General features: G+C 60.5%; 13 protein-coding genes. 6 read left to right on the forward strand and 7 right to left on the reverse strand.

Features of this window, described 5'->3' with window-relative positions; translation table 11 throughout:
- Window positions 1–130: 130 nt before the first annotated feature.
- The 3 genes from ACQ4N7_RS17810 (at window position 131) to ACQ4N7_RS17820 (ending at window position 6,929) form a co-directional block, all read left to right on the forward strand.
- On the forward strand, window positions 131–2,509 hold the full coding sequence (locus ACQ4N7_RS17810) for a response regulator (RefSeq protein WP_430712841.1): 2,379 nt from the start codon (window positions 131–133) through the stop codon (window positions 2,507–2,509).
- 96 nt (window positions 2,510–2,605) lie between these two features.
- Window positions 2,606–6,265, forward strand: coding sequence for a PAS domain S-box protein (locus tag ACQ4N7_RS17815; RefSeq protein ID WP_430712842.1), 3,660 nt, complete (start codon window positions 2,606–2,608; stop codon window positions 6,263–6,265).
- A 292-nt stretch (window positions 6,266–6,557) separates the two neighbouring features.
- Window positions 6,558–6,929: a response regulator gene (locus ACQ4N7_RS17820; RefSeq protein WP_430712843.1), complete on the forward strand. Its 372-nt coding sequence runs from the start codon at window positions 6,558–6,560 to the stop codon at window positions 6,927–6,929.
- A 230-nt stretch (window positions 6,930–7,159) separates the two neighbouring features.
- On the opposite strand, the gene ACQ4N7_RS17825 is transcribed toward ACQ4N7_RS17820, so the two are convergent.
- Window positions 7,160–8,452 (reverse strand): Glu/Leu/Phe/Val family dehydrogenase, encoded by a 1,293-nt coding sequence (locus ACQ4N7_RS17825; RefSeq protein WP_430712844.1) that lies wholly within the window; start codon window positions 8,450–8,452, stop codon window positions 7,160–7,162.
- A 396-nt stretch (window positions 8,453–8,848) separates the two neighbouring features.
- Window positions 8,849–10,765, reverse strand: a complete 1,917-nt coding sequence (locus ACQ4N7_RS17830) for a putative bifunctional diguanylate cyclase/phosphodiesterase (protein WP_430712845.1) — start codon at window positions 10,763–10,765, stop codon at window positions 8,849–8,851.
- A gap of 325 nt (window positions 10,766–11,090) precedes the next feature.
- Between ACQ4N7_RS17830 and ACQ4N7_RS17835 the strand changes: the two genes are divergently transcribed.
- Window positions 11,091–11,297, forward strand: a complete 207-nt coding sequence (locus ACQ4N7_RS17835; protein WP_106920400.1) for a hypothetical protein — start codon at window positions 11,091–11,093, stop codon at window positions 11,295–11,297.
- A gap of 142 nt (window positions 11,298–11,439) precedes the next feature.
- Here the strand turns inward: ACQ4N7_RS17835 and ACQ4N7_RS17840 are convergent, their stop codons facing one another.
- Window positions 11,440–12,912 (reverse strand): SGNH/GDSL hydrolase family protein, encoded by a 1,473-nt coding sequence (locus ACQ4N7_RS17840; protein WP_430712846.1) that lies wholly within the window; start codon window positions 12,910–12,912, stop codon window positions 11,440–11,442.
- Between the two features lie 73 nt (window positions 12,913–12,985).
- The gene (locus ACQ4N7_RS17845; RefSeq protein WP_430712847.1) at window positions 12,986–13,888 is read right to left on the reverse strand and encodes a DMT family transporter; all 903 of its coding nucleotides are present in this window, start codon (window positions 13,886–13,888) and stop codon (window positions 12,986–12,988) included.
- 368 nt (window positions 13,889–14,256) lie between these two features.
- Here ACQ4N7_RS17845 and groES point away from each other — a divergent pair, with 368 nt between their 5' ends.
- Window positions 14,257–14,568 (forward strand): co-chaperone GroES, encoded by a 312-nt coding sequence (gene groES, locus ACQ4N7_RS17850; RefSeq protein WP_035986961.1) that lies wholly within the window; start codon window positions 14,257–14,259, stop codon window positions 14,566–14,568.
- A 230-nt stretch (window positions 14,569–14,798) separates the two neighbouring features.
- Window positions 14,799–16,430, forward strand: coding sequence for a chaperonin GroEL (gene groL / locus ACQ4N7_RS17855; protein WP_430712848.1), 1,632 nt, complete (start codon window positions 14,799–14,801; stop codon window positions 16,428–16,430).
- An 81-nt stretch (window positions 16,431–16,511) separates the two neighbouring features.
- Here groL and ACQ4N7_RS17860 read toward each other — a convergent pair whose 3' ends face one another.
- The 3 genes from ACQ4N7_RS17860 to ACQ4N7_RS17870 all read right to left on the reverse strand — a co-directional run.
- The gene (locus tag ACQ4N7_RS17860; protein WP_430712849.1) at window positions 16,512–17,126 is read right to left on the reverse strand and encodes a hypothetical protein; all 615 of its coding nucleotides are present in this window, start codon (window positions 17,124–17,126) and stop codon (window positions 16,512–16,514) included.
- 108 nt (window positions 17,127–17,234) lie between these two features.
- Window positions 17,235–18,926, reverse strand: coding sequence for a protein kinase domain-containing protein (locus ACQ4N7_RS17865; protein ID WP_430712850.1), 1,692 nt, complete (start codon window positions 18,924–18,926; stop codon window positions 17,235–17,237).
- A 336-nt stretch (window positions 18,927–19,262) separates the two neighbouring features.
- A partial coding sequence (locus ACQ4N7_RS17870) for a GMC oxidoreductase (RefSeq protein ID WP_430712851.1) occupies window positions 19,263–20,281 on the reverse strand: 1,019 nt, incomplete at its 5' end.

Consider the following 20,281-nt stretch of genomic DNA (forward strand, 5'->3'; position numbering starts at 1 on the left):
GGAGGGTCGTTGCGCTACGGGGGCGACCTGCCAAGGCTCAACAATTGCTCAACAATATTTAAGTAATCTCGCCCCCGCCCTTGGACTGCGGTAGCGTTGCAGTAGCCTTTTCCGATAGCAGCAGGCCACGGTGAGAATTCTGCTGGTCGAAGATGACAGTGTTTTGGCCGATCGGCTGGTCGATTGCTTAACCAGTCAGCGGTACGTGGTGGATGCGATCGCCGATGGCCAAACCGCCGAAAGCTATGCCCTAGCCACCGCCTACGATCTGATCATTACCGATGTCGGCCTGCCCGGCCTCGACGGCATTGCCCTCTGCGAACGGCTGCGCCACCAGGGCTGCAAAACCCCCATTTTGCTGATGACCGCCAAAGACGCCCCCGCCGAACGGGTGCGCGGGCTCGATGCCGGAGCCGACGACCACTTAATTAAACCCCTGAATCTGGATGAATTTTTGGCCCGGGTGCGGGCCCTGCTGCGCCGGGGCGAAGTGACTCCCGACACGCTGCTGGCGGTGGGGCCGCTGCGGCTAGACCCGGCTAGCTGCCAGGTCGCCTACAGCGACACGCCCCTCAAGCTCACCCCCAAGGAATACAGCCTGCTAGAGCTGTTTATGCGCCACCCCGAGCGGGTGTTTAGCCGCGCCCACCTGGTCGAGCACCTGTGGAGCTTCGACGATCCACCCCTGGAAGACAGCGTGAAAGCCCACATCAAAGGCCTGCGCCGCAAGCTCAAAGACGTCGGTGCCGCCGACTGGATCGAAAATGTCTACGGCATCGGCTACCGCTTCAGCCCCTACCTTCTTCCCCAATCCCAAACCCACACCCCTACTCCCCCTCTCTCCACCGCCTCATCCCCCTTATCTCCTCCACCTCCACTCTCCTCGCCCACCTACCCACCCACCCATCCACCCATCCACCTATCCACCCCTTCCCTAGAACAAGCCTTTCAACAATCCATGCAGGGCCTCTGGTCTAAATACCAGAACGTCATGACCCAGCGGTTGGCTGTTCTCAATCAAGCGGCCACTGCGATTCAGACCAACGCACTGACCTCGGACCTCCAGGCTGAAGCGGCCCAGGCGGCCCACAAACTGGCCGGGGTGTTGGGCATGTTCGATCGCGATGAAGGCACCACCCTGGCCCGCCAGCTTGAAACTCTGCTGGAGGGTGACACCTGGCAGGCCGTGCCTCCCCTGGTCGCTCAGCTGACCAGTAGCCTAAATTTGCAGCCTCCCACTAATTCTGAGGAACCGTCGGATGCCGATGTGTTGCTGCTGGTATCCAGCGATGTCGCCCTTGGACCCCAGATGCAGGAAATTGGTCAGGCGGCAGCCTATCGCTGGGTGCAGGTTCTTAGCCCCGACCAGGCCCAGAGCCAATTGCAGCATCACCGCGTGGTTGGGGTGGTGATTGACATTGCAGCGGCCTCTGAGTGGGCCTCTAGTCTGGCGTTTTTGCAGCATCTGGCGGCGCAGCCCAGGCCCGTGCCCGCCCTGGCGCTGATTGCCACCGACAGCCTGGTCGATCGGGTGGCCCTGGCCCGCACCGGCTTACAGCGGCTCTTGATCAAGCCCGTGACTCCGGCTCAGCTTTGGGAGGTGACTCACCAGGTCTTGCAGCGCCAACGGGCGACCACGGCCCAGGTGCTGGTGGTCGATGACGACCCCCTGGTGACTCAAGCCCTGCGGCCCCTGCTCGAACCCTGGGGCATGAGTGTCACCGGGTTAAACAATCCCCAGCAGTTTTGGCCGGTGCTGACGGCGACCGCCCCCGATTTGCTGATTTTGGATGTCGCCATGCCTCAGTTCAGCGGCATTGACCTGTGCCAGGCGGTGCGCACCGACCCCCACTGGCAAAACCTGCCGATTCTCTTTCTCACTGCTCACCGCGATGCCGACACGGTGCAGCAGGTGTTTCGGGCCGGGGCCGATGACTACATTTCAAAACCGATTGTGGGGCCAGAACTGCTGACCCGCGTGCTAAATCGGCTGGAGCGCAATCGGTTTTTGCAGGGGCTGGCCAAGCGCGATCGCGCCACCGGCCTGCCCAACTATCCCCACTCGCAGCGACAGCTAACCCAGCTGATTGAAACCGCGCACGCCCACAAAACACCGCTCTCGCTGGCGCTAATTCACCTCAGCGATCTGCGCCCCGTGACGGTGCAGTACGGCCCCGATGCCGGGCAGCGGCTGCTGCAAACCTGGGGCCAGTGTTTTCAGGCATTGCTGCCGAGGAACGAAACCCTGGGCTACTGGGATAACGGCGACTTTGTGATTGGCCTACCCGAGCTGACCACCGCCGAGGCCCACGATTACCTGGGGCCACTGCTGAGCGCCCTACGGCGGCAGATTGTGGCCCTGCCCACCGGGGAGAGAATTCAGCCTGACTTTGAGCTGGCTGTCGTTGGCTACCCAGAGGATGGGTTGAGCCTGCAGCGGCTCTACCAGAGCGCTGTGACCCAGGCGCAGCGATCGCAGGTGTCTGTAATTCACGGGCCTGCCGATTGACGGGGTAGGGAGTGCTTCTCTTCTCGATATCTTCTCGATTGAACCGTAGAGTGAAACTAATTTGGGCATCGCCCAACGCTAGGGAGGGCAGGGACTATGGGTGTTGACTTGGCCGCACGGGTGGACCAGCTACAGACCACCCTGAGCAAAATGGAGCTGGCCCTGGGGGCGATCGCCGATGCGATCGTGTGGACAGGCTGCGACAACCGGGTGCAGTGGTGCAATGCCGCCTTTGATCGCCTGGTCGATCGCGATCACACCAGCATTCTGAACCAGCCCTTGCCCCAGGTACTGCCGCTTCAGGTGCAGGGGCAGCCGCTCGCCCACTGCGACTATCCCTCCTACCAGGTGCTGACGGGCGACTACCAGACGGCCCAGTACGAGTTTGGCCAGGGCGAGCAGACCCGCTGCCTGGAGATTTCTGGCAGCCTAATTTACTTTGACGACGACCACTGCTCGGCGGTGATGGTGGTTCGCGATGTCACCGCCGCCAAGCGCCGGGGCGAGGAGCGCCAGCGCCACCTGTTTGCCCTCCAAGAGGCCGAGCACCGCTACCGATCGATGTTTGAGCACGCCCCCCTGGGCATTTACCAGACCCGGCTCGACGGCGTTTGCATTACCGTCAACCCGGCCCTGGTGGGGCTGCTGGGCTACGAGTCGCCCACGCAGTTTTTGGCCGATCCGGTGGGTATGGGGGGCGATCGCTACTGCCAGCCGGAAGCCTACCAAGCCCTGCACGATCGGCTCCAGCAGGGTGGGGTGGTGGCTGGGTTTGAAGCGGCGGTGTGGCGTCGCGACGGCCAGCCCGTGTGGATTTCGACCAGCGCTCGCTTGGTGCTCGATAGCGCTGGGCAGCCCGCCTACTACGAAGGTTTTGTGGAAGACAGCACCGAGCGCAAGCAGCGGGAAGCCGCTTTGCAGCTGATCGTCGAGGGCACGGCGGCCCAGACCGGCAATGCCTTTTTTGAATCCTGCGTCAGCTATATTGCCGACCTGCTGAGCGTGCAGTCGGTGATGATCACCGAGTATGCCAGTGAAGCCCGCGATCGCGTCCGCACCCTGGCCCTGTGGCTGGGGGGCCTGCAGCAAAACTTTGAGTTTGACCTGGCGGGCACCCCCTGCGAGCCGGTGCTGCAAGGGCAGATGGTGTACTACGAAAAAGAGCTGACCACGCTGTTTCCCTGGGATGGCATGCTGGTGGATGAGGGGCTGGAGAGCTACCTGGGCATTCCCCTGGTGGGGTCGGCGGGGGAGGTGATTGGCCACATCGCCGTTCTCGATACCCAGCCCATGGCAGCCAACCCCAGCCGGGAGCAGTTTTTGCAGATTTTTGCGGCCCGCGCTGGGGCTGAACTAGAGCGCCAGCACGCCGAGGCCGCCCTGCGCCAGCGAGAAGCCAAGTACCGGGCGATTTTTGAAAATTCCCAGGTGGGCATTGGCCGCACTCGGCTGTCAGACGGGCTGATTTTAGACGCCAACCAGCGGTTTGCCGACATCGTGGGCTACGGCTCGCCGACGGAGTTGATCGATCGGGTTTCGACCGCCGCGTTCTACGTGCAGTCGGGCGATCGCGATCGCATTCTCCAGGTGCTTTCCCAAAAGGGCGGCGTCCACCACGACTTTGAGCTGCAGCTGCGGCGGCGCGATGGCCGCGAGATCTGGGGCCTGCTGTCGCTGTGGCTGAATGCTGCCGAGGGCTACCTGGAGTTTGTGATTGCCGACCATACCGAGCGCCGCCAGCTCGAAGAAAGCCTGCGCCGCTCCGAGGCTTTTCTCAACATCGTGGTCGAAAACATCCCAATCACGGTGTTTGCCAAGAATATTCAGGACGACTATCGCTACGAGCTGATTAACCCCAACTGCGATCGCATCCTCGGCTTTTCTCACTACCAGGGCCTGGGCAAAAACGACTACGACCTGCTGCCCGCCCCCCTAGCCGAGCACTACCGCCGCCAGGACGAAGAGATTGTCGCCCAGGGGCAGACCGTCGAAAATTCTGAAGCCATCACCCAGCCCTATACCGGCGAAACTATCCACATTCGCAGCCTCAAGGTGCCCCTGTTTGACGACGACGGCCAGCCCACCTACCTGCTGGGCATTGGCGAAGACATCAGCGAGCGCAAACGCCAGGAAGAGGCCCTGCGGCTGATTGTCGAGGGCACCGCCGCCCAGACCGGGCAGGCCTTCTTTCACACCTGCGTGCGCTACCTGGCCCAGGTGCTCAACGTGCGCTACGCCTTTTTGTCTGAGTTTAACGGCGACGGCACCGCCACCACCCTGGCCTACTGGGAAGACGATGCGATCGCCGAAAACTTCACCTATGCCATCCCCGGCACCCCCTGTGCCGGGCTGACTCCCGATCAGCTGCTGATCTATCCCCGCCACGTCAAAACCCTGTTTCCCCACTCGCCCCGCCTTCAGCAAATGGAGGCCGAGGGCTACATGGGCGCGCCGCTGATGCACTCCAGCGGCCACATGCTGGGCCACCTGGCGGTGCTCAGCGCCACCCCCCTGACCGAAAACCCCGGCCAAGAGCTGATCCTGAAAATTTTTGCCGCCCGTGCCGGAGCCGAGCTAGAGCGCAAACAGGCCGAAGACACCTTTGCCAAAGCCTTTCGCTCTAGCCCCAGCCCAATCTCCATCACTACCCTGGCCGAGGGCCGCTTTGTGGAGGTCAACCCCAGCTACCTGCGCCTCACCGGCTACCGCCGCGACGACCTGATCGGCCAGCGGGTCACCGACCTCAACCTGGGCATCGACACCCCCACCTACGACCAGGGCATCGAAGACCTGATCCAGGCGGGAGTTTTGCACAACCGCGAAGTGGACCTGCGCATTCGCTCGGGCGAAACCCGCACCATTTTGCTCTCGGTAGAGCTGATCGAGCTTCAGGGCCAGCGCTGTGCCCTCAGCATCGCCAACGACATCACCGAGCGCAAACGCCTCGAAAACGAATTCATCTCCCTGGTCAGCCACGAGCTGCGCACCCCCATGACCGCCCTGATTGGCTCCCTCGATCTGGTGGCCGCCGGGCAGCTGGGCGACCTCAACCCCAGGGGGCAGCAGATGGTGCAGGTTGCCATCACCAACGCCGAGCGGCTGATTCGCCTGGTCAACGACATCCTCGACCTGGAGCGCATGAAGTCAGGCCAGCTGACGCTCCATAAAACCCACTGCAGCCTGGCTGATCTGCTCGACCAGGCGACCTGCGCCATGCAGGCCATGTCTGATCAGGCCCAAATTACCCTGGTGGTCGAGTCGCTGCCGTTAAGGGTGTGGGTAGACGGCGATCGCATGCAGCAGTTGCTCACCAACCTGCTCAGCAACGCCATCAAGTTTTCGCCCCCCGGCGGTACCGTCTGGCTTCATGCGCGAGTGGGAGCGTGGGAGTGTGGGAGTGTGGGAGTGTGGGAGCGTGATGGCGATCATAAGGCTTGTAATGACTTATCCACCCGCCTACCCGCCTACCCATCCACCCGCCTACCCCTCCACCCATCCACCCCCTCACTCCCCGCCCTCCACCTCTCCATCACCGACCAGGGGCGCGGTATTCCCGCCGACAAGCTTGATCTAATCTTCGAGCGCTTCCAGCAAATCGACGCCTCCGACGCCCGCGCCAAAGGCGGCACCGGGTTAGGCCTCGCCATCTGTCGCCAGATCGTTCGCCAGCACGGCGGCGATATCTGGGCCGAAAGCACCCCCGGCCAGGGCAGCACCTTCCACGTCCTCCTCCCCCTAGCCCCCGGTTCTGGCTAATTGACCCCCGGTTGCCAGGGCAAACGCCGTTTGCCCCTACTCCCTTTCTCCCTACGGGAGACGCTAGCGCGTTGGCGAAGCCTGTTCACAGGACAAACGACTCCGCTCCCCCTTTCTCCCTGCGGGAGACGCTAGCGCGTTGGCGAAGCCTGTCCATAGGACAAACGACTCCGCTCCCCTTTCTCCCTGCGGGAGACGCTAGCGCGAACGACTCCGCTCCCCTTTCTCCCTGCGGGAGACGCTAGCGCGAACGACTCCGCTCAGGGACCATTACCCGCCTACCCACTACCCCATGCCCAAATCCATTCTCATTGTTGACGACGAAGCCGACGTGCGCGCTGTTATTCAGCTGGGTTTAGAGATGGCCACCGATTGGCAAATCCTCTCTGCTAGCTCCGGTGCCGAGGCGCTAGTCACCGCCGCCGATCGCTGTCCCGATGCCATTCTGCTCGACCTGATGATGCCGGATATGGATGGTCGCGCTACCCTTCAGCAGCTCAAGGCTAACCCCACGACCGAAGGCATTCCGGTAATTTTGGTCACGGCCAAGGCTCAGGCGTTTCAGCAGGCCAATGAGCCTGATCTGGCGGTGGCAGCGGTACTGGCCAAGCCGTTTCGACCCCTGAAGCTGGCGGCGGAGATCAGCGGCATTTTGGGATGGTGAAGACGGATGGATGGGTAGGCGGGTGGATGGGTAGGTGAGGGGGAGTATAGCGTTAGCTTTTGGGGGGCGGTGGGTGCTGCTGGGCCGTACCAGCGTTGGGCTGCTCCCAAAGTCGCCGTGGCTGCCTGAGTCGATCTTGGATTTTGGATTGGGCTTCCTGTCTTGGGGAGAGAGCCCTGATTGGAGGTTAACTACCTCTCCAAAATCGCCAATCCAAAATCCAAAATTCCCTAGATGCCGCTGACGTAGTAGTCGCGGGTGCCCTTGGCGTTGAGGGCGTCGCCCAGGCGCTCCAGGGCATGTACGTAGGCGGCTGTGCGGGGGCGGATATCGAGATCCTGGGCAATTTTCCAGATCTGTTCGCCCTCAGCCACCATCATCGCCTTCAGCCGGGTGTTGACATCTTCGATCGACCAGTAGAGGCCGCTGCGGTTTTGCACCCACTCGAAGTAGCTCACCGTGACCCCGCCCGCGTTTACCAAAATGTCAGGGAAAACGTAAATGCCTTTGGCCGCTAGCCGGTCGTCGGCTTCGGAGGTGGTGGGGCCGTTGGCCACCTCAAAGATGTAGCGAGCCCGAATGGCGTCAGCATTCTCTGCGGTAATCTGGTTCTCCAGCGCCGCTGGAATCAAAACATCCACATCCAGCTCTAGCAGTTCTGCGTTGGTAATCGTGGTGTGATCATTGATGTCGCTGCACACGGTGCCCTCGCAGTACACCGCCTTGAGGCTGCGGGTCGAGGCCTTAAACTGCTGAATGCTGGGAATATCCAGTCCGCCGGGCGCATAGACCCCACCCTGGGAATCGCTTACCGCCACAACTTTGTACCCCGCGTCAAACAGCAGGCGAGCGATCACGCTGCCCGCGTTGCCAAACCCCTGCACCGCTACGGTAGTCGTCTGAGGTGACTGGCCAAACCGGGCCATCATCGCCTGCAACACGTAGAACGCGCCGGTACCGGTGGCGGTATCGCGCCCCTGGCTGCCGCCCATGCTGAGGGGCTTGCCGGTAATCACCGCCGGGCTGAGCTTGCGGCGAATGATGCTGTACTGGTCCATCATCCAGCCCATGATCATGGGGTTGGTGTAGACATCGGGGGCGGGAATATCGACATCGGGGCCAATAAAATTGGCGATCGCGTCAATATATCCCCGGCTCAGGCGCTCTAGCTCAAACTTCGATAGCTCCTTGGGGTTTACCGTCACGCCGCCCTTGGCCCCGCCCAGGGGCAAATTCAGCGCCGCGCACTTAAACGTCATCCAAAATGCCAGCGACTGCACCTCGTCGAGGTTGACATCGGGGTGAAAGCGAATGCCGCCCTTGGTGGGGCCACGGGTGTCGTCGTAGCGCACCCGGTAGCCCTGAAACACCTTTAGAGTACCGTTATCCATCCGTACCGGAATCGACACCGTGAGGCTGGCCTTGGGGTAGCGCAACCGTTCAGACGCATCCTCAGAAATCGAAACGTACTTGAGCGCTCGCTCTAGACGACGGTTGGCATCGGACAAAATAGAGGTGGCCATAGACGAACACCAGGGGTGAAGGAATGTGTGGAGCAGCGAATTTCACCGCTGCTATTAAGGTTCCGCCAGGTCGAATCGGCTCAGCCAAAAAGCAATATTTTGTATTGAAAGCTACCGTTTAACTCTCGCGCCCGCTTTCCGGAACGTTCAAAATGCAAAATGCAAAGTTCAAAATTTTGAATTTTCAATTTTGAACTTTGCATTCATCCATCCCCACCCTGCGGGAAGCCACTCCGCATCAACATCCACCCATCTACCCATGCATCCCCTTTCTCCCTATGGGAGACGCTAGCGCGTTGGCGAAGCCTGTCCACAGGACAAACGACTCCGCTCCCCCCTTCGACTCCGCTCCCCCTTCGACTCCGCTCAGGGACCGCCACTAACCCATCTACCCATCTACCCATCTACCCCTAGCCGCCTCTCCTCCCGCAGCAGTGTTGTCAGGTTCTGTGCCGTTATTGGTCTAGAGAAAAGATAGCCCTGGCCGTAGCTGTAGTTCAGCCCCAGCATGAGGTCGCGCTGGCCGGCATGCTCAATGCCTTCGGCCACCAGGTCAAAATTAATGCCGTCTGCCAGATTGGCGATCGCCCGACAGATTGCCACTTTCTCCAAATTTTGTGCGTTGGCAGGAATAAAGTAGCGATCGACTTTGACCTCATCGAAGCGAAACTGCAACAGCTGGGCCAGCCCCGACTGGCCCATGCCAAAGTCGTCGACCTTGAGCCGCAGCGCCATATCGCGCAGCTCTTGCAGGCTTTGCAGGTAGCGCTCCAGGTTGTTGTAGATGCCCCGCTCCGTGATTTCAATGCCGAAGTGGTGGGTGGCAATACCCGCCCCCGCCACCCGCTGCATAATGCGGTCTAAGAAGTCGTCGTCTTCTAGCTCCAGCGGGCTGATGTTGACGGAGAGGTTGAACTGGGTCGAGATCTCCTGCCACTGGGCCAGCTGCTCTAGGGCGTGGCAGAGCACCCAGTCGCTAATGCGGTGCACCAGCCCCGTCGCCTCGGCCACCGGAATAAACTCCGACGGCGACACCCGGCCCAGGCGGGCAGAATCCCACCGGATCAGGGCTTCGGCCCCGACAATAGCGCCGGTTTGCAGACAGCAGATGGGCTGGTAGGCCAGCCAAAACTCTAGCTCGCTGCTGCGCTGCGCCAGGTAGGCTTCGAGGGTGATCTGGCGCAGCCGCCGTCGAGCCAGGGCGCTATTCCACACCTGAATGCGGTGCTGGGGCAGGTTAGAGCGGCGGTTGCGTTTGGCCTCGCGTAGGGCGGTTTCGGCGGCCTGTAGCAGCCGGTTGATGGGCACATCTTCTTGAAACGCGTCGATGGTGCCGCTGGCCGCGCCAATGGAGGCGCTAAGATTGGCTCCCTCAATTTCTATGGCGAGAATATCGCTCAGCACATCTTCGGCGATCGCCGCCGGGGTAGGGCAAGCTGCGGGGGATGCGGCATCGGGGGCGGGCAGCAGCAGCAAAAACTCGTCACCGCCGTTGCGTACGGCAATGCCGTCGTAGCGCTGGGCCTGGTCTTGCAGCACCTCAGCCACAGCCTTCAGCAGCTCATCCCCCAAAAAATGACCCCGCTGGTCGTTGATCAGCTTAAAGCGATCGAGGTCAATAAACAGGCAGACCTCCCAGTCATCCAGCTCCATCTCCAGCACCCGGCGGTTGTAGAGGCCGGTCAGGGGGTCGTGAATCATGCCGCTGACCTCGGCAAAGGTCATATAGAGCAGCTGGGGCGATAGGGGGGTCACCAGGGTCATATACCAGCCAGAAATTTCGCCCTTGTACTGGTACTCCAGTCGGTTGGGTTCGCCAGAGTCGAGGGCTGCAAAGTAGAGGTCAATGAGCGGCACCTCGTAGGGGTAAACCTGCTGGCGGTGAAAGGGCATCTTTTCGCAGAGGCGATCGCCCGGCTGGAGCAAATTTTGGGTCATGGCCGTGGCCGCTGGGTTGAGCTTGAGCACCTTGAGGTCGTCACCCATGCGCTCGCACAGCACTTTGCCGGTGAGGGCCTGCTCCCAGGTCGCCTCTAGCAGGCTAAAGGTTTCGCCCAGGTAGCGCAGACGTGTTTGACTGCGCAGTAAGGCCACCACCGCCGCCCACGATATGCCCGCCGTTACCCAATGCCAGAGGGCGCTGTGCAGGTGCAGGGCACTCAGGGTATGCCCTATGCCGCAGCTAAAAATAAAGAGTGTCGCCAGCAGCAGGTTGAGCCAAATGTCTCGCTTGGTGGTGCGCAACAGCGGCAGCAGCGTGAGGGGAATGACAAAATACGCCGCCGCGATCGCCCCATTGGCCGCAATCTCCATGTTTGACTCGCTCCTACAACATGCCCCTGCCTGCTCTTAGCCTAGGCCTGTAAATGGCCAATCAGACGTAAACGTTCAATTATTAACTACCAGCGATTTAATTCAGTACCGAAAAATCACCAATTGTATAGAAGGCCACACCGCCGGAATGGCTGCTGCCAAGTGCAACAGCCCATTGCGAAGCACAACAAAATTTATCGGGGCGTAAAGGTTCAGCTAGAACAGTAGCGGTTGGGGTGGGCTTCTCAGAAAATGGTGAGATGTGCCAGCAACCTCAGCCGTTTGGCCTAGGTTGCCCAGCCTTTGTTATATAAGGACAACTGCTATGACAACTCCCAAAGAAGTATTTGAGCACCTGAAGCAGCTGGAAGAAGTTGATACGGTGCAAAGCGCCCTATACCGCGAAGAGGCCCAGGAGATACTGGCCGACGATACCGTTAGTCTTAAATGGCGACGCGCGATCGCCGATCGCCTCAACCAGGCCAACCACGACCTGGCCCTGCACACCGTTGCCCCCGAGGAAAGCTATTAAGCCGATACAGCACGGGCTTTCTCCCTTTGGAGACGGGCTTCGACTCCGCTCAGCTACCGGTGGCTGAGCGGAGTCGAAGCCCGTCGTTAACCTTAGGTCTCAGGTTTGATGTCACTTTGAACTTTAAACCCATTCGGTTGGCCTAGCCCAAATCACTACTTACCGCCAGCCACTCCTGGGAACTGGGAACTAGGCTATTCGAGGCCACAGCCAGACCGCCGTCTAAACCCTGGGGCAGTCCGCCTGTCTGGGCTGCCGCGCCCAACGCAGGCAGCATCGCATCCCCAGCCTCTAAATAGCCGGCCTCCGCCAGAGTGACCTGGAAGACATCCGACAACAGGTCGTGTACCCGCGTCGTGGGGTGCTGCTGATCCCACCAAAAGAAGCCGGGGTTTTGCAGCTCGATCTGCTCTATTAGAGGGTCGCTGACGTTCGTGAAACCAAACTCAGCGGGGGCACCGAGAATCTCGGTGGTGAGGCCAAAGATATCGACCGGAATAATGTCAATGGCCAGCTGCGGATTTTGCTCCAGGGCGGTGAGGGCATTGGCTAAACCGGCATTAAAGGCGCTGCTCAGCATCGTGGCCGCGGCACTGTTGCCCTCGTCGGCCGCGCGAGGGGTGAGGCCCAGGTTGGGCAGGTTGGGCACCAAAAAGGTATCGGCCCCGCGCTGAGCCAGGGTGGTGATGGTTGTGGCCACATTCTGCACGGCATTCGCCAAAAAAGCCGGAATGGCGGCGGGGTCGCTGGGCAGGTTAAACAGATCGTTGGCCCCGGCCCAGATTACGTAGAGGCCATCGGGGTTGGCGGGGGCATTGCCCAAAGCGCCCAGGTAGCTATCCAATTCGTCGAGCAGGCCCGGTAAGTTTTGCTCGGTGCCCGTCAGCAGGCTGATTAGCGGGTCAAGGCCGTTGTCGCGGCCCGTGGTTGCCCCGCCGACGGCAAAGTTTTGCACCTGGCTGGCCTCAAAGCCGAGGTCATCGGCTAAATAATCGACCCAAATACCGCCGTTGGTAAACTGCCCCTCAAAGTAGGGAAACGGCGGGAAAAAACCCGTTAGCTCAAACAGATTGCCGGGGTCAGACAGGCTGTCGCCAAAAACGGTCAGCCCGTTGAAACTGGGCACCAGCGCCTGGGTATAAAAGCTCTCAGGCGTAAGGCGGCTGGCATCGACATTGAGCAGCACCACGCTGGGTTCCGCCTGGCCCAGGTAGCGAATTGTGGTATCGGCCCCCTGCTGGGCGATCGCAATTTGCCCAAAGCTCAGGCCGCCCTCCAGACGCAGGCGATCGCTCCCCGGAGCAAAGTCCACAATCGTATCAATGCGGCCATCGTTTTTGAGCACAAAGGTGGTTTGCCCCAGCCCGCCGATCAGCTGGTTGCGGCCCGGCCCACCGTCGAGAACGCTGTCGCCAAAGCCGCCCACCAGCCAGTCGTTACCCCCAGCCCCAAACAGCTCGTTGTGGCCCCAGAGACCGGCTAAGATTTCGTTTTCTGGCCCACCGTTGATCACATCATCGCCAAAACCACCCAGCAAAACGGTGCTGTCAAAAATATTGATCGGTCCGAAAATAGCCGCGAGTGAACTTGAAAAAGGCGACAAAAGCGATGCCATAACGCCTCCCGGCAGAAAATTAGGTGAAAAAAAGAACTATGGACAGAATAACGGACCGGATTTGACGCCTGGCTCACACCTTGGGCTGACTCAGCACCACATTCACCCCCAGCAAAATTAGCCCCATGCTGGCCACCATTGCCCCGGTCAGCGGCTCGCGAAAAAATAGCCAGGCCAGCGCCGCCACAAAGATCGGCACCAGACTATAGACCACGCTGGCGGTGCGAGTGGGGCCAACTTGCTGAATGCTGAGGTTAAACAGCAGGTAGGCCACCCCCGAAGCCGCCACGCCCATGTACACAATGGCGAGTAGCGAGTTCCAGGAGATGAGGGTGAGCTGCTGCCACCAGCGCTCGGCGGCAGCCAGCACCAGCAGCTGCCCCACCCCTGCCACCGCCGCGTAAAAGGTAATCGTTAGCCCTGAGTAGCGCTGGCTCAGCTGTTTAATAATCAGCGAGTACACCACCCAGCACAGCACGGCGCACAGCATCAGCCCATCGCCCCGGTTTAGCTCCAGGGCTAAGAGGTTGGCCAGATTGCCCCGCGTCAGCAGCGTCAGCACCCCCAGCAGGGCCAGCACAATGCCGCCGTACTGGCGGCGAGTCAGCCGTTCGCCAATAAATAGAGCCGCCATCACCCCCGTCACCACCGGATTAAAGGCGTTGATGATGGCGGTGTTGGCCGTGGCCGTGTAGCGCAGGCTGCTAAAGAAAAAATAGTGGTAGCCCACCACCCCAAACAGGCCCAAAAGCACCATCGCGCCCCAGTCCGATCGCGCCACCGTCAGAGCCTTGGCAGGCTGAGCGCTACGGCTAATTAATAGCCCCAGCACCGCCATCGCAATCATGTAGCGCAGCAGAGATGTCGTCAGCGGCCCCAGCTCTACCGTGGTGTACTTGCCCGCCACAAAGCTGCCCGCAAACAAAAAACTGGTGAGCACAGGCAGCAAAACCTTAAGGCCGGGCAATAAAGACATAGCGAGTACCGCTGCGCGGAGTTCAAAATGAAAAGTGCAAAATAAAAAATCGCTTTTAACCTAATTCTGACAGCGATCGCCCCCACCCCTTCGACTCCGCTCCCTTCGACTCCGCTCCCTTCGACTCCGCTCCCTTCGACTCCGCTCAGGGACAGTCATCTGTCCACCCATCCACCCATCCACCCATCCACTCATCCACCCAGTTCGGGAACCCGTACAGCTCTCGGCGTTGCGATCGCCCCCCTTTCCGCCGTAGATTAGCACTCGGAGCTTGCGAGTGCTAAGCTCTTTATCTGTGTGGTGCGCCTGTATCTCGTAGGGTACGTGCTTCAGGCGCTGTCTTAATAGCAAATCCGGAGAAGCATTGTATGGCAGCTATCACTTTGGCGGCATCTAGCGTTAAGCCCCTAGCCGATCGAGTTTTGATTAAAGTAAGTGCGTCCGAAGAGACCACCGCTGGCGGCATTCTGCTACCTGACACCGCCAAGGAAAAGCCTCAGGTGGGCGAGATTACCGCTGTAGGCCCCGGCAAAGCCGACGACAAGGGCAGCCGTCAGGCCATGGAAGTCAAAGTTGGCGACAAGGTGCTCTATTCCAAGTATGCCGGTACCGACATCAAGCTGGGCGGCGACGAGTTTGTGCTGCTGTCTGAGAAAGACATCCTCGCCGTCCTCGGCTAAACCCAACTTAGCTCGGTAGCTGAGCGAAGTCGAAGCTCGGTAGCTGAGCGAAGTCGAAGCTCGGATTTTGGCCGCGTAGGGTGGGCACTGCCCACCACTGACCACGCTGATTTAGTTGGGTTTCGCTACCGCTTTACCCAACCTACAAGACGCCAGAATCCCTTTTCGCTGCCTTGTGACCGACACGTTTCTGTTCACTCCTTATCTTCTTCTCGGAGAAATTCGATTTTATGGCTAAGCGCATTGTTTACAACGAAAACGCCCGTCGCGCCCTCGAAAAGGGTATGGATACCCTGGCTGAAGCCGTTGCCGTAACCCTTGGCCCCAAAGGCCGCAACGTGGTGCTGGAGAAAAAGTTCGGCGCACCCCAGATCGTTAATGACGGCGTTACCATCGCCAAAGAAATTGAGCTCGAAGACAACATCGAGAACACCGGCGTTGCCCTGATTCGTCAGGCCGCCTCTAAGACCAACGACGCCGCTGGCGACGGTACCACCACTGCTACCGTGCTGGCCCACGCGATCGTCAAAGAAGGTCTGCGCAACGTCGCCGCTGGTGCCAACGCCATCTCCCTCAAGCGCGGCATCGACAAAGCCACCGCCTACCTGGTCGACAAAATTGCCGAGCACGCCCGCCCCGTTGGCGACTCCAAGTCGATCGCCCAGGTGGGTTCTATCTCTGCCGGTAACGACGAAGAAGTCGGTGCCATGATCGCCGAAGCCATGGAGAAAGTGGGCCGCGAGGGCGTCATTTCCCTGGAAGAAGGCAAGTCGATGACCACCGAACTGGAGGTCACCGAGGGCATGCGCTTTGACAAGGGCTATGTCTCTCCCTACTTTGTCACCGACACCGAGCGCATGGAAGCGGTGCTGGATGAGCCCTACATTCTGATCACCGACAAGAAAATTGCCCTGGTGCAGGACCTGGTGCCCGTGCTGGAGCAGGTTGCCCGCTCTGGCCGTCCGCTGATCATCATCGCCGAAGACATTGAGAAAGAGGCCCTGGCTACCCTGGTGGTCAACCGTCTGCGCGGCGTGCTGAATGTGGCCGCTGTGAAAGCGCCTGGGTTCGGCGATCGCCGTAAGGCCATGCTCGAAGACATCGCTGTGCTGACTGGCGGTCAGGTGATCTCCGAAGACACCGGCCTCAAGCTGGAGAACACCAAGCTCGACATGCTGGGTCAGGCTCGCCGCCTCACCATCACCAAAGACAACACCACCATCGTCGCCGAAGGCAACGAGAAGGATGTTAAGGCCCGCTGCGAGCAGATTCGTCGTCAGATCGAAGAAACCGACTCGACCTACGACAAAGAGAAGCTGCAGGAGCGCCTGGCCAAGCTCTCTGGCGGTGTGGCCGTGATCAAAGTCGGGGCCGCCACCGAAACCGAGATGAAGGACCGCAAGCTGCGCCTCGAAGACGCCATCAACGCCACCAAAGCGGCGGTTGAAGAGGGCATTGTTCCCGGCGGTGGTACCACCCTGGCCCACCTGGTGCCCGACCTCACCACCTGGCTAGAGGCCAATCTCACCGCTGAAGAGCACACGGGTGCTGCGATCGTGGCCCGCGCCCTGGCTGCTCCTCTAATGCGCATCGCTCAAAACGCTGGCCAAAACGGGGCGGTCATTGCCGAGCGCGTCAAAGAGAAGGACTTCAACGTTGGCTATAACGCCGCCAACGGCGAGTTCGTCGATATGTTCGATGCTGGTATCGTTGACCCCGCCAAGGTGACCCGTTCTGCCTTGCAGAATGCGGCCTCCATCGCTGGCATGGTGCTGACTACCGAGTGCATTGTCGTCGATATGCCCGAACCCAAAGAGGGTGCCCCCGCAGGTGCCGGCATGGGCGGCGACTTTGACTACTAAGCGATCGCCGACGCTTTCTAACGAAAGCTAAGGTTAATTAGCAAAAAGCCGTCCTGAATCAGGGCGGCTTTTTTAGTATGTTTAGCGGAAGTTACAGACGGTTCCAGCCCACAGGTTCTCAATGGTGGCATCGGGTTCGGCAGAGCTGAGAATGCCAAACAGGTCGCCAGTCGAAAACTCTGTGCCCAGGGAACTCTCAGTCACCTCAATGGTGTAAGCCGCTTCTAGCTCACCCCGCGTTGAGCCGACGCCCACTCCGGCAATGGTGGTTAAATCGGCATCGGTGCTGGGACTTGCTGACCAGCCGATAAACTCGCCGTCGGCGGCGTGTACAGACAGACCGTTGGGCCACTGGGTAATCATCTGCGGGCCGGAACCGCATTCGGTGTTCTCTCCCGACTCTACAGGCTCTCCCAGCAGCTCGGTAAGGGCGTTTTCGACCACGGCTATCTCGGTGCCGAAGGCGAGGGTATCGGTTGAGCCGCTCTGGTCGCCCACCAGCTGTAGCCCTTCGCCCGAGAGCGCCAGGAGAGACTCGGTATCTTCAACTGGGTCAACCGGGGCGGGGGCAGCGGTGGTTGGCTCGGTGCCGTTGACGTCGGCGGTATCTGGCGTGCGGGTGCAGGCAGCCGTAGTCAGCAGCAGGGTTAGCCCCAGGGGCAGCAGCGCAGAAAGACGGAAAAGTTGTTGAGGCATGCAAAAAGGTCGCTAACGATACAAAAGCTAGTCCATCCAGACTACGGCAAATTCTGGCGATCGCATGGCCGCTGCTCATTTCTTTAGGCTTGCAACCCTAGCTACACCTCATTGTCGAGACTGCAATACTCCTCTAAAGCTGGAGCCTACAATCCGGGGCTGCCCGTCCTGCATTTGCACCGTGAACGATCGCTCTTCTCGCTGGGTCGAGCCATCGGGGTAAACGTAGGTGTTCTCGCCCACCAGCTCGACGGTATCGGCGGTTTGCCCGGTCACCCGCAGGTTTTCAACCGAGACGCGATCGAACTGGGCGAAAAAGCCGGGGTCAAACTGCTGCGCCAGAGAGCCGCCAAACTGCGATCGCGCCGCATCCCATGATTTGCTAGACACGTAGCTATACAAGCTGCCCACGGTTGCCTGAGCCGCCCCGGTCGTCAGCTCACCCCCCGACTCTGGAGGCGCAGGGACATCTTCAGCGGCTTCGGAAGATTCAGCGGCGACGGGCTCCGGCGGCGTGGGTGCCTCAGGCTCCGGCGAGGCGGGTTCCTCTGGTTCAACCGCAGCGGGTTCAGCTACCGGGTCGGTCCCCTCATCACCCTCATCACCCTCATTACCCGCATCGGTAGGTGTCGTTGCGGTCTCCGGCTCATTGTCGATCGCAGCCGGGTCTGTGGGAGTTGTTGCGACTGCGGGGGTTTCAGCATCGGGTGAGGACGCCGATCGCCACATCTGCCAGCCCAGCAGGGCCGCGATCGCCACGCCAGCCCCCGCCACCAGCGGCAGCCACAGCGGTAGAGCAGTCTTTGGCCGCCGAGCGGTCGCCTGGGGGGCTGTCGCCTGGGGAGTCGTGAGCTGAGTGCGCTCGCGACGACGCCCGACCGCCACAGTGGGGACGGTAGTCCGGGGAGTCTGACCGGGGGATGAAGCCGCCGCTGGAACGTACCGCCTTAGCTGGGGCGGCAAGCCTCGCAGCGCCGCCAGAGCCTCAGCGGCGGTGGTGTAGCGGGTGCGAAAGTCGTAGCGCACCATGGTATCCAACACTTCCAGCAGGGCCGGATCGGCCTTGGGCGCATAATGCTGCCACTCCAGCTCGCCGCTGTGGGGGTCGGGGTGCAGCTCAGTGGGGGGGTACCCGGTCAGGGCCTGAATGCCCAAGATGCCGACCGCGTAGATATCGCTGCTAAACTGGGGCCGCCCGGCCACCTGCTCGCTGGGCATATATCCCTGGGTGCCGATCGAAATGGTGTGGCTGAGATGCGATCGCAGGGCCGTGGCCTGGTTGCTGACCTGCTTGACCGCGCCAAAATCAATTAGCACGATGCGCTTATCACTGGCACGGCGAATCAAATTTGAGGGCTTGATATCGCGGTGAATCACGCCGTGGCTGTGCACAAAAGCCAAAATCCCCAGCAGATCGCCCAGAAAGGTGACCACCTGGGCCTCATTCCAGGGCGTGCCCAACTCGTCGGCCAGGGAATGACCTTCGATGTATTCCTGGGCCAGGTAAAATTCCTGGTCTTCCTCAAAGTGGGCCAGCAGCCCCGGAATCTGCGGATGCGACCCCAGCTTATAGAGGGTCTGGGCCTCGGTGTCGAACAGTCGCCGCGCCGTTTGCAGTTCTTCGGCGCTGCTGACCTGGGGCTTGAGCTGCTTTACCACGCAGATCGGGTGCCCCGGCAGGTGCAGATCTTGGGCGCTAAAGGTTTGCCCAAAGCCCCCCGAGCCCAGGGGCTGCACGATGTGGTAGCGACCCCCCAGCGGTCTTGACTCGGGTTGAGAGTTGGGAAACGAAGCGGTCATAGCCATCGGCAAAAGTAGTCAATCTATGAACTATAGACGGTACTGAGTAGATGCCGGTAACCCCCTTAGGGTTAGCGCTCAGCGGCATACCCGAAACAGGGGAAACCCTGGCCAAGCTTTATGCTGACTGCTGAGGCCATCAATAGGTTCCTGGGGGTGGAAATACTGGGCCTGGGGTGAATGGGAAGGGGGCGATGATGAAAAGCGCGATCGCGGCAGGCAGCTCAATTCGTAATTCTTGTTCTTGCCTGGGATGAGGGTGGACATTGCCCACCCTACAGGGCGCTAGGGATCTTTGCCCTGTAGGGGGGGCAAGGGCCGAAACGGGTGGACTGTCTACACCACCTCCTTCAGGTGTTCCGCCAGACGAATCGCTAGGGCGGCCAGAGTCAGCGTCGGGTTGGCCGCTGGCGACGACGGAAACACTGACAGATCGCAGGCGTAGAGGTTGTCGTAGGCCAAAAACTTGAGGTTGGTATCGACCACGCCATCGTTGAGCGACTGGCCATCGTCGGTTTCGCCGCTCATGCGCAGGCTGCCGACCTCGTGGGCGACGCCGCCCAGGCCCGCTCCCTTGAGGCTGAGGTCGTTGTTGACCAGGGGTTGCCCGCCCAGGGCGGCGATCAGCTGGTCTTTAATCGCGTTCATTTCGCCGTAGTACTGGCCGCCGAGGGGGCTGGGCTGCATTTGCACCACGGGCTTGGCGTAGGCGGGGCCAAACTGCTGCACAGTGTTTTGCTCAATCAGCGGGGCATCCATCAAAAACACGATTTCGCAGAGCATGACGTTGCCTTTTTCGCGACGGTGGCGATCGAGCAGGTCGAGATCGACGTAGCGGCCCTGGTTAAAGTCGGCCCCAAACTCCAGCACAATGTTGTAAGGCCGAGCCTTGCCGTCGTTGGGCTGCAGCAGCACTTTGCTGGTGCTGTTGGGGTCGTAGAGGTCGGCGGTGACGGGCAGGGCAAAGTGGGTGAAGTAGATGGGGTGGTCGGTAATGCCGACGCCAATTTTGTTGCTGGGGTCTGTCAACCCGCTGAGCTGGGCAATTTTGGCGCTCTCGACGGTGCCCGCCGCCAGCACCATCGCCTTGGCCTGGTAGCTGCGCTCCTGCTGGGCGATCAGGTCGTAGGCCACCACGCGAGTAGCCCGGTTGCCCTGGGTTTCGACCCGGCTGACGGGGTGGTTGAGGTTGATGAACAGGTGCTGGTTGCCCTGGGGGCCGTTGGTCAGCATCGACTCGGTGAGCAGGTCGGCGGTCGAAAACATGCCGGTGGGCACTGTGCTGAGATCTTGAGGGTTGGAGTACTGCACCGCCATCGGGGCATCAAAGGCGGTGAACTCGGCCAGGTTTTGGC

Source organism: Nodosilinea sp. AN01ver1 (genome assembly GCF_050565655.1).
Lineage (GTDB): Bacteria > Cyanobacteriota > Cyanobacteriia > Phormidesmidales > Phormidesmidaceae > Nodosilinea.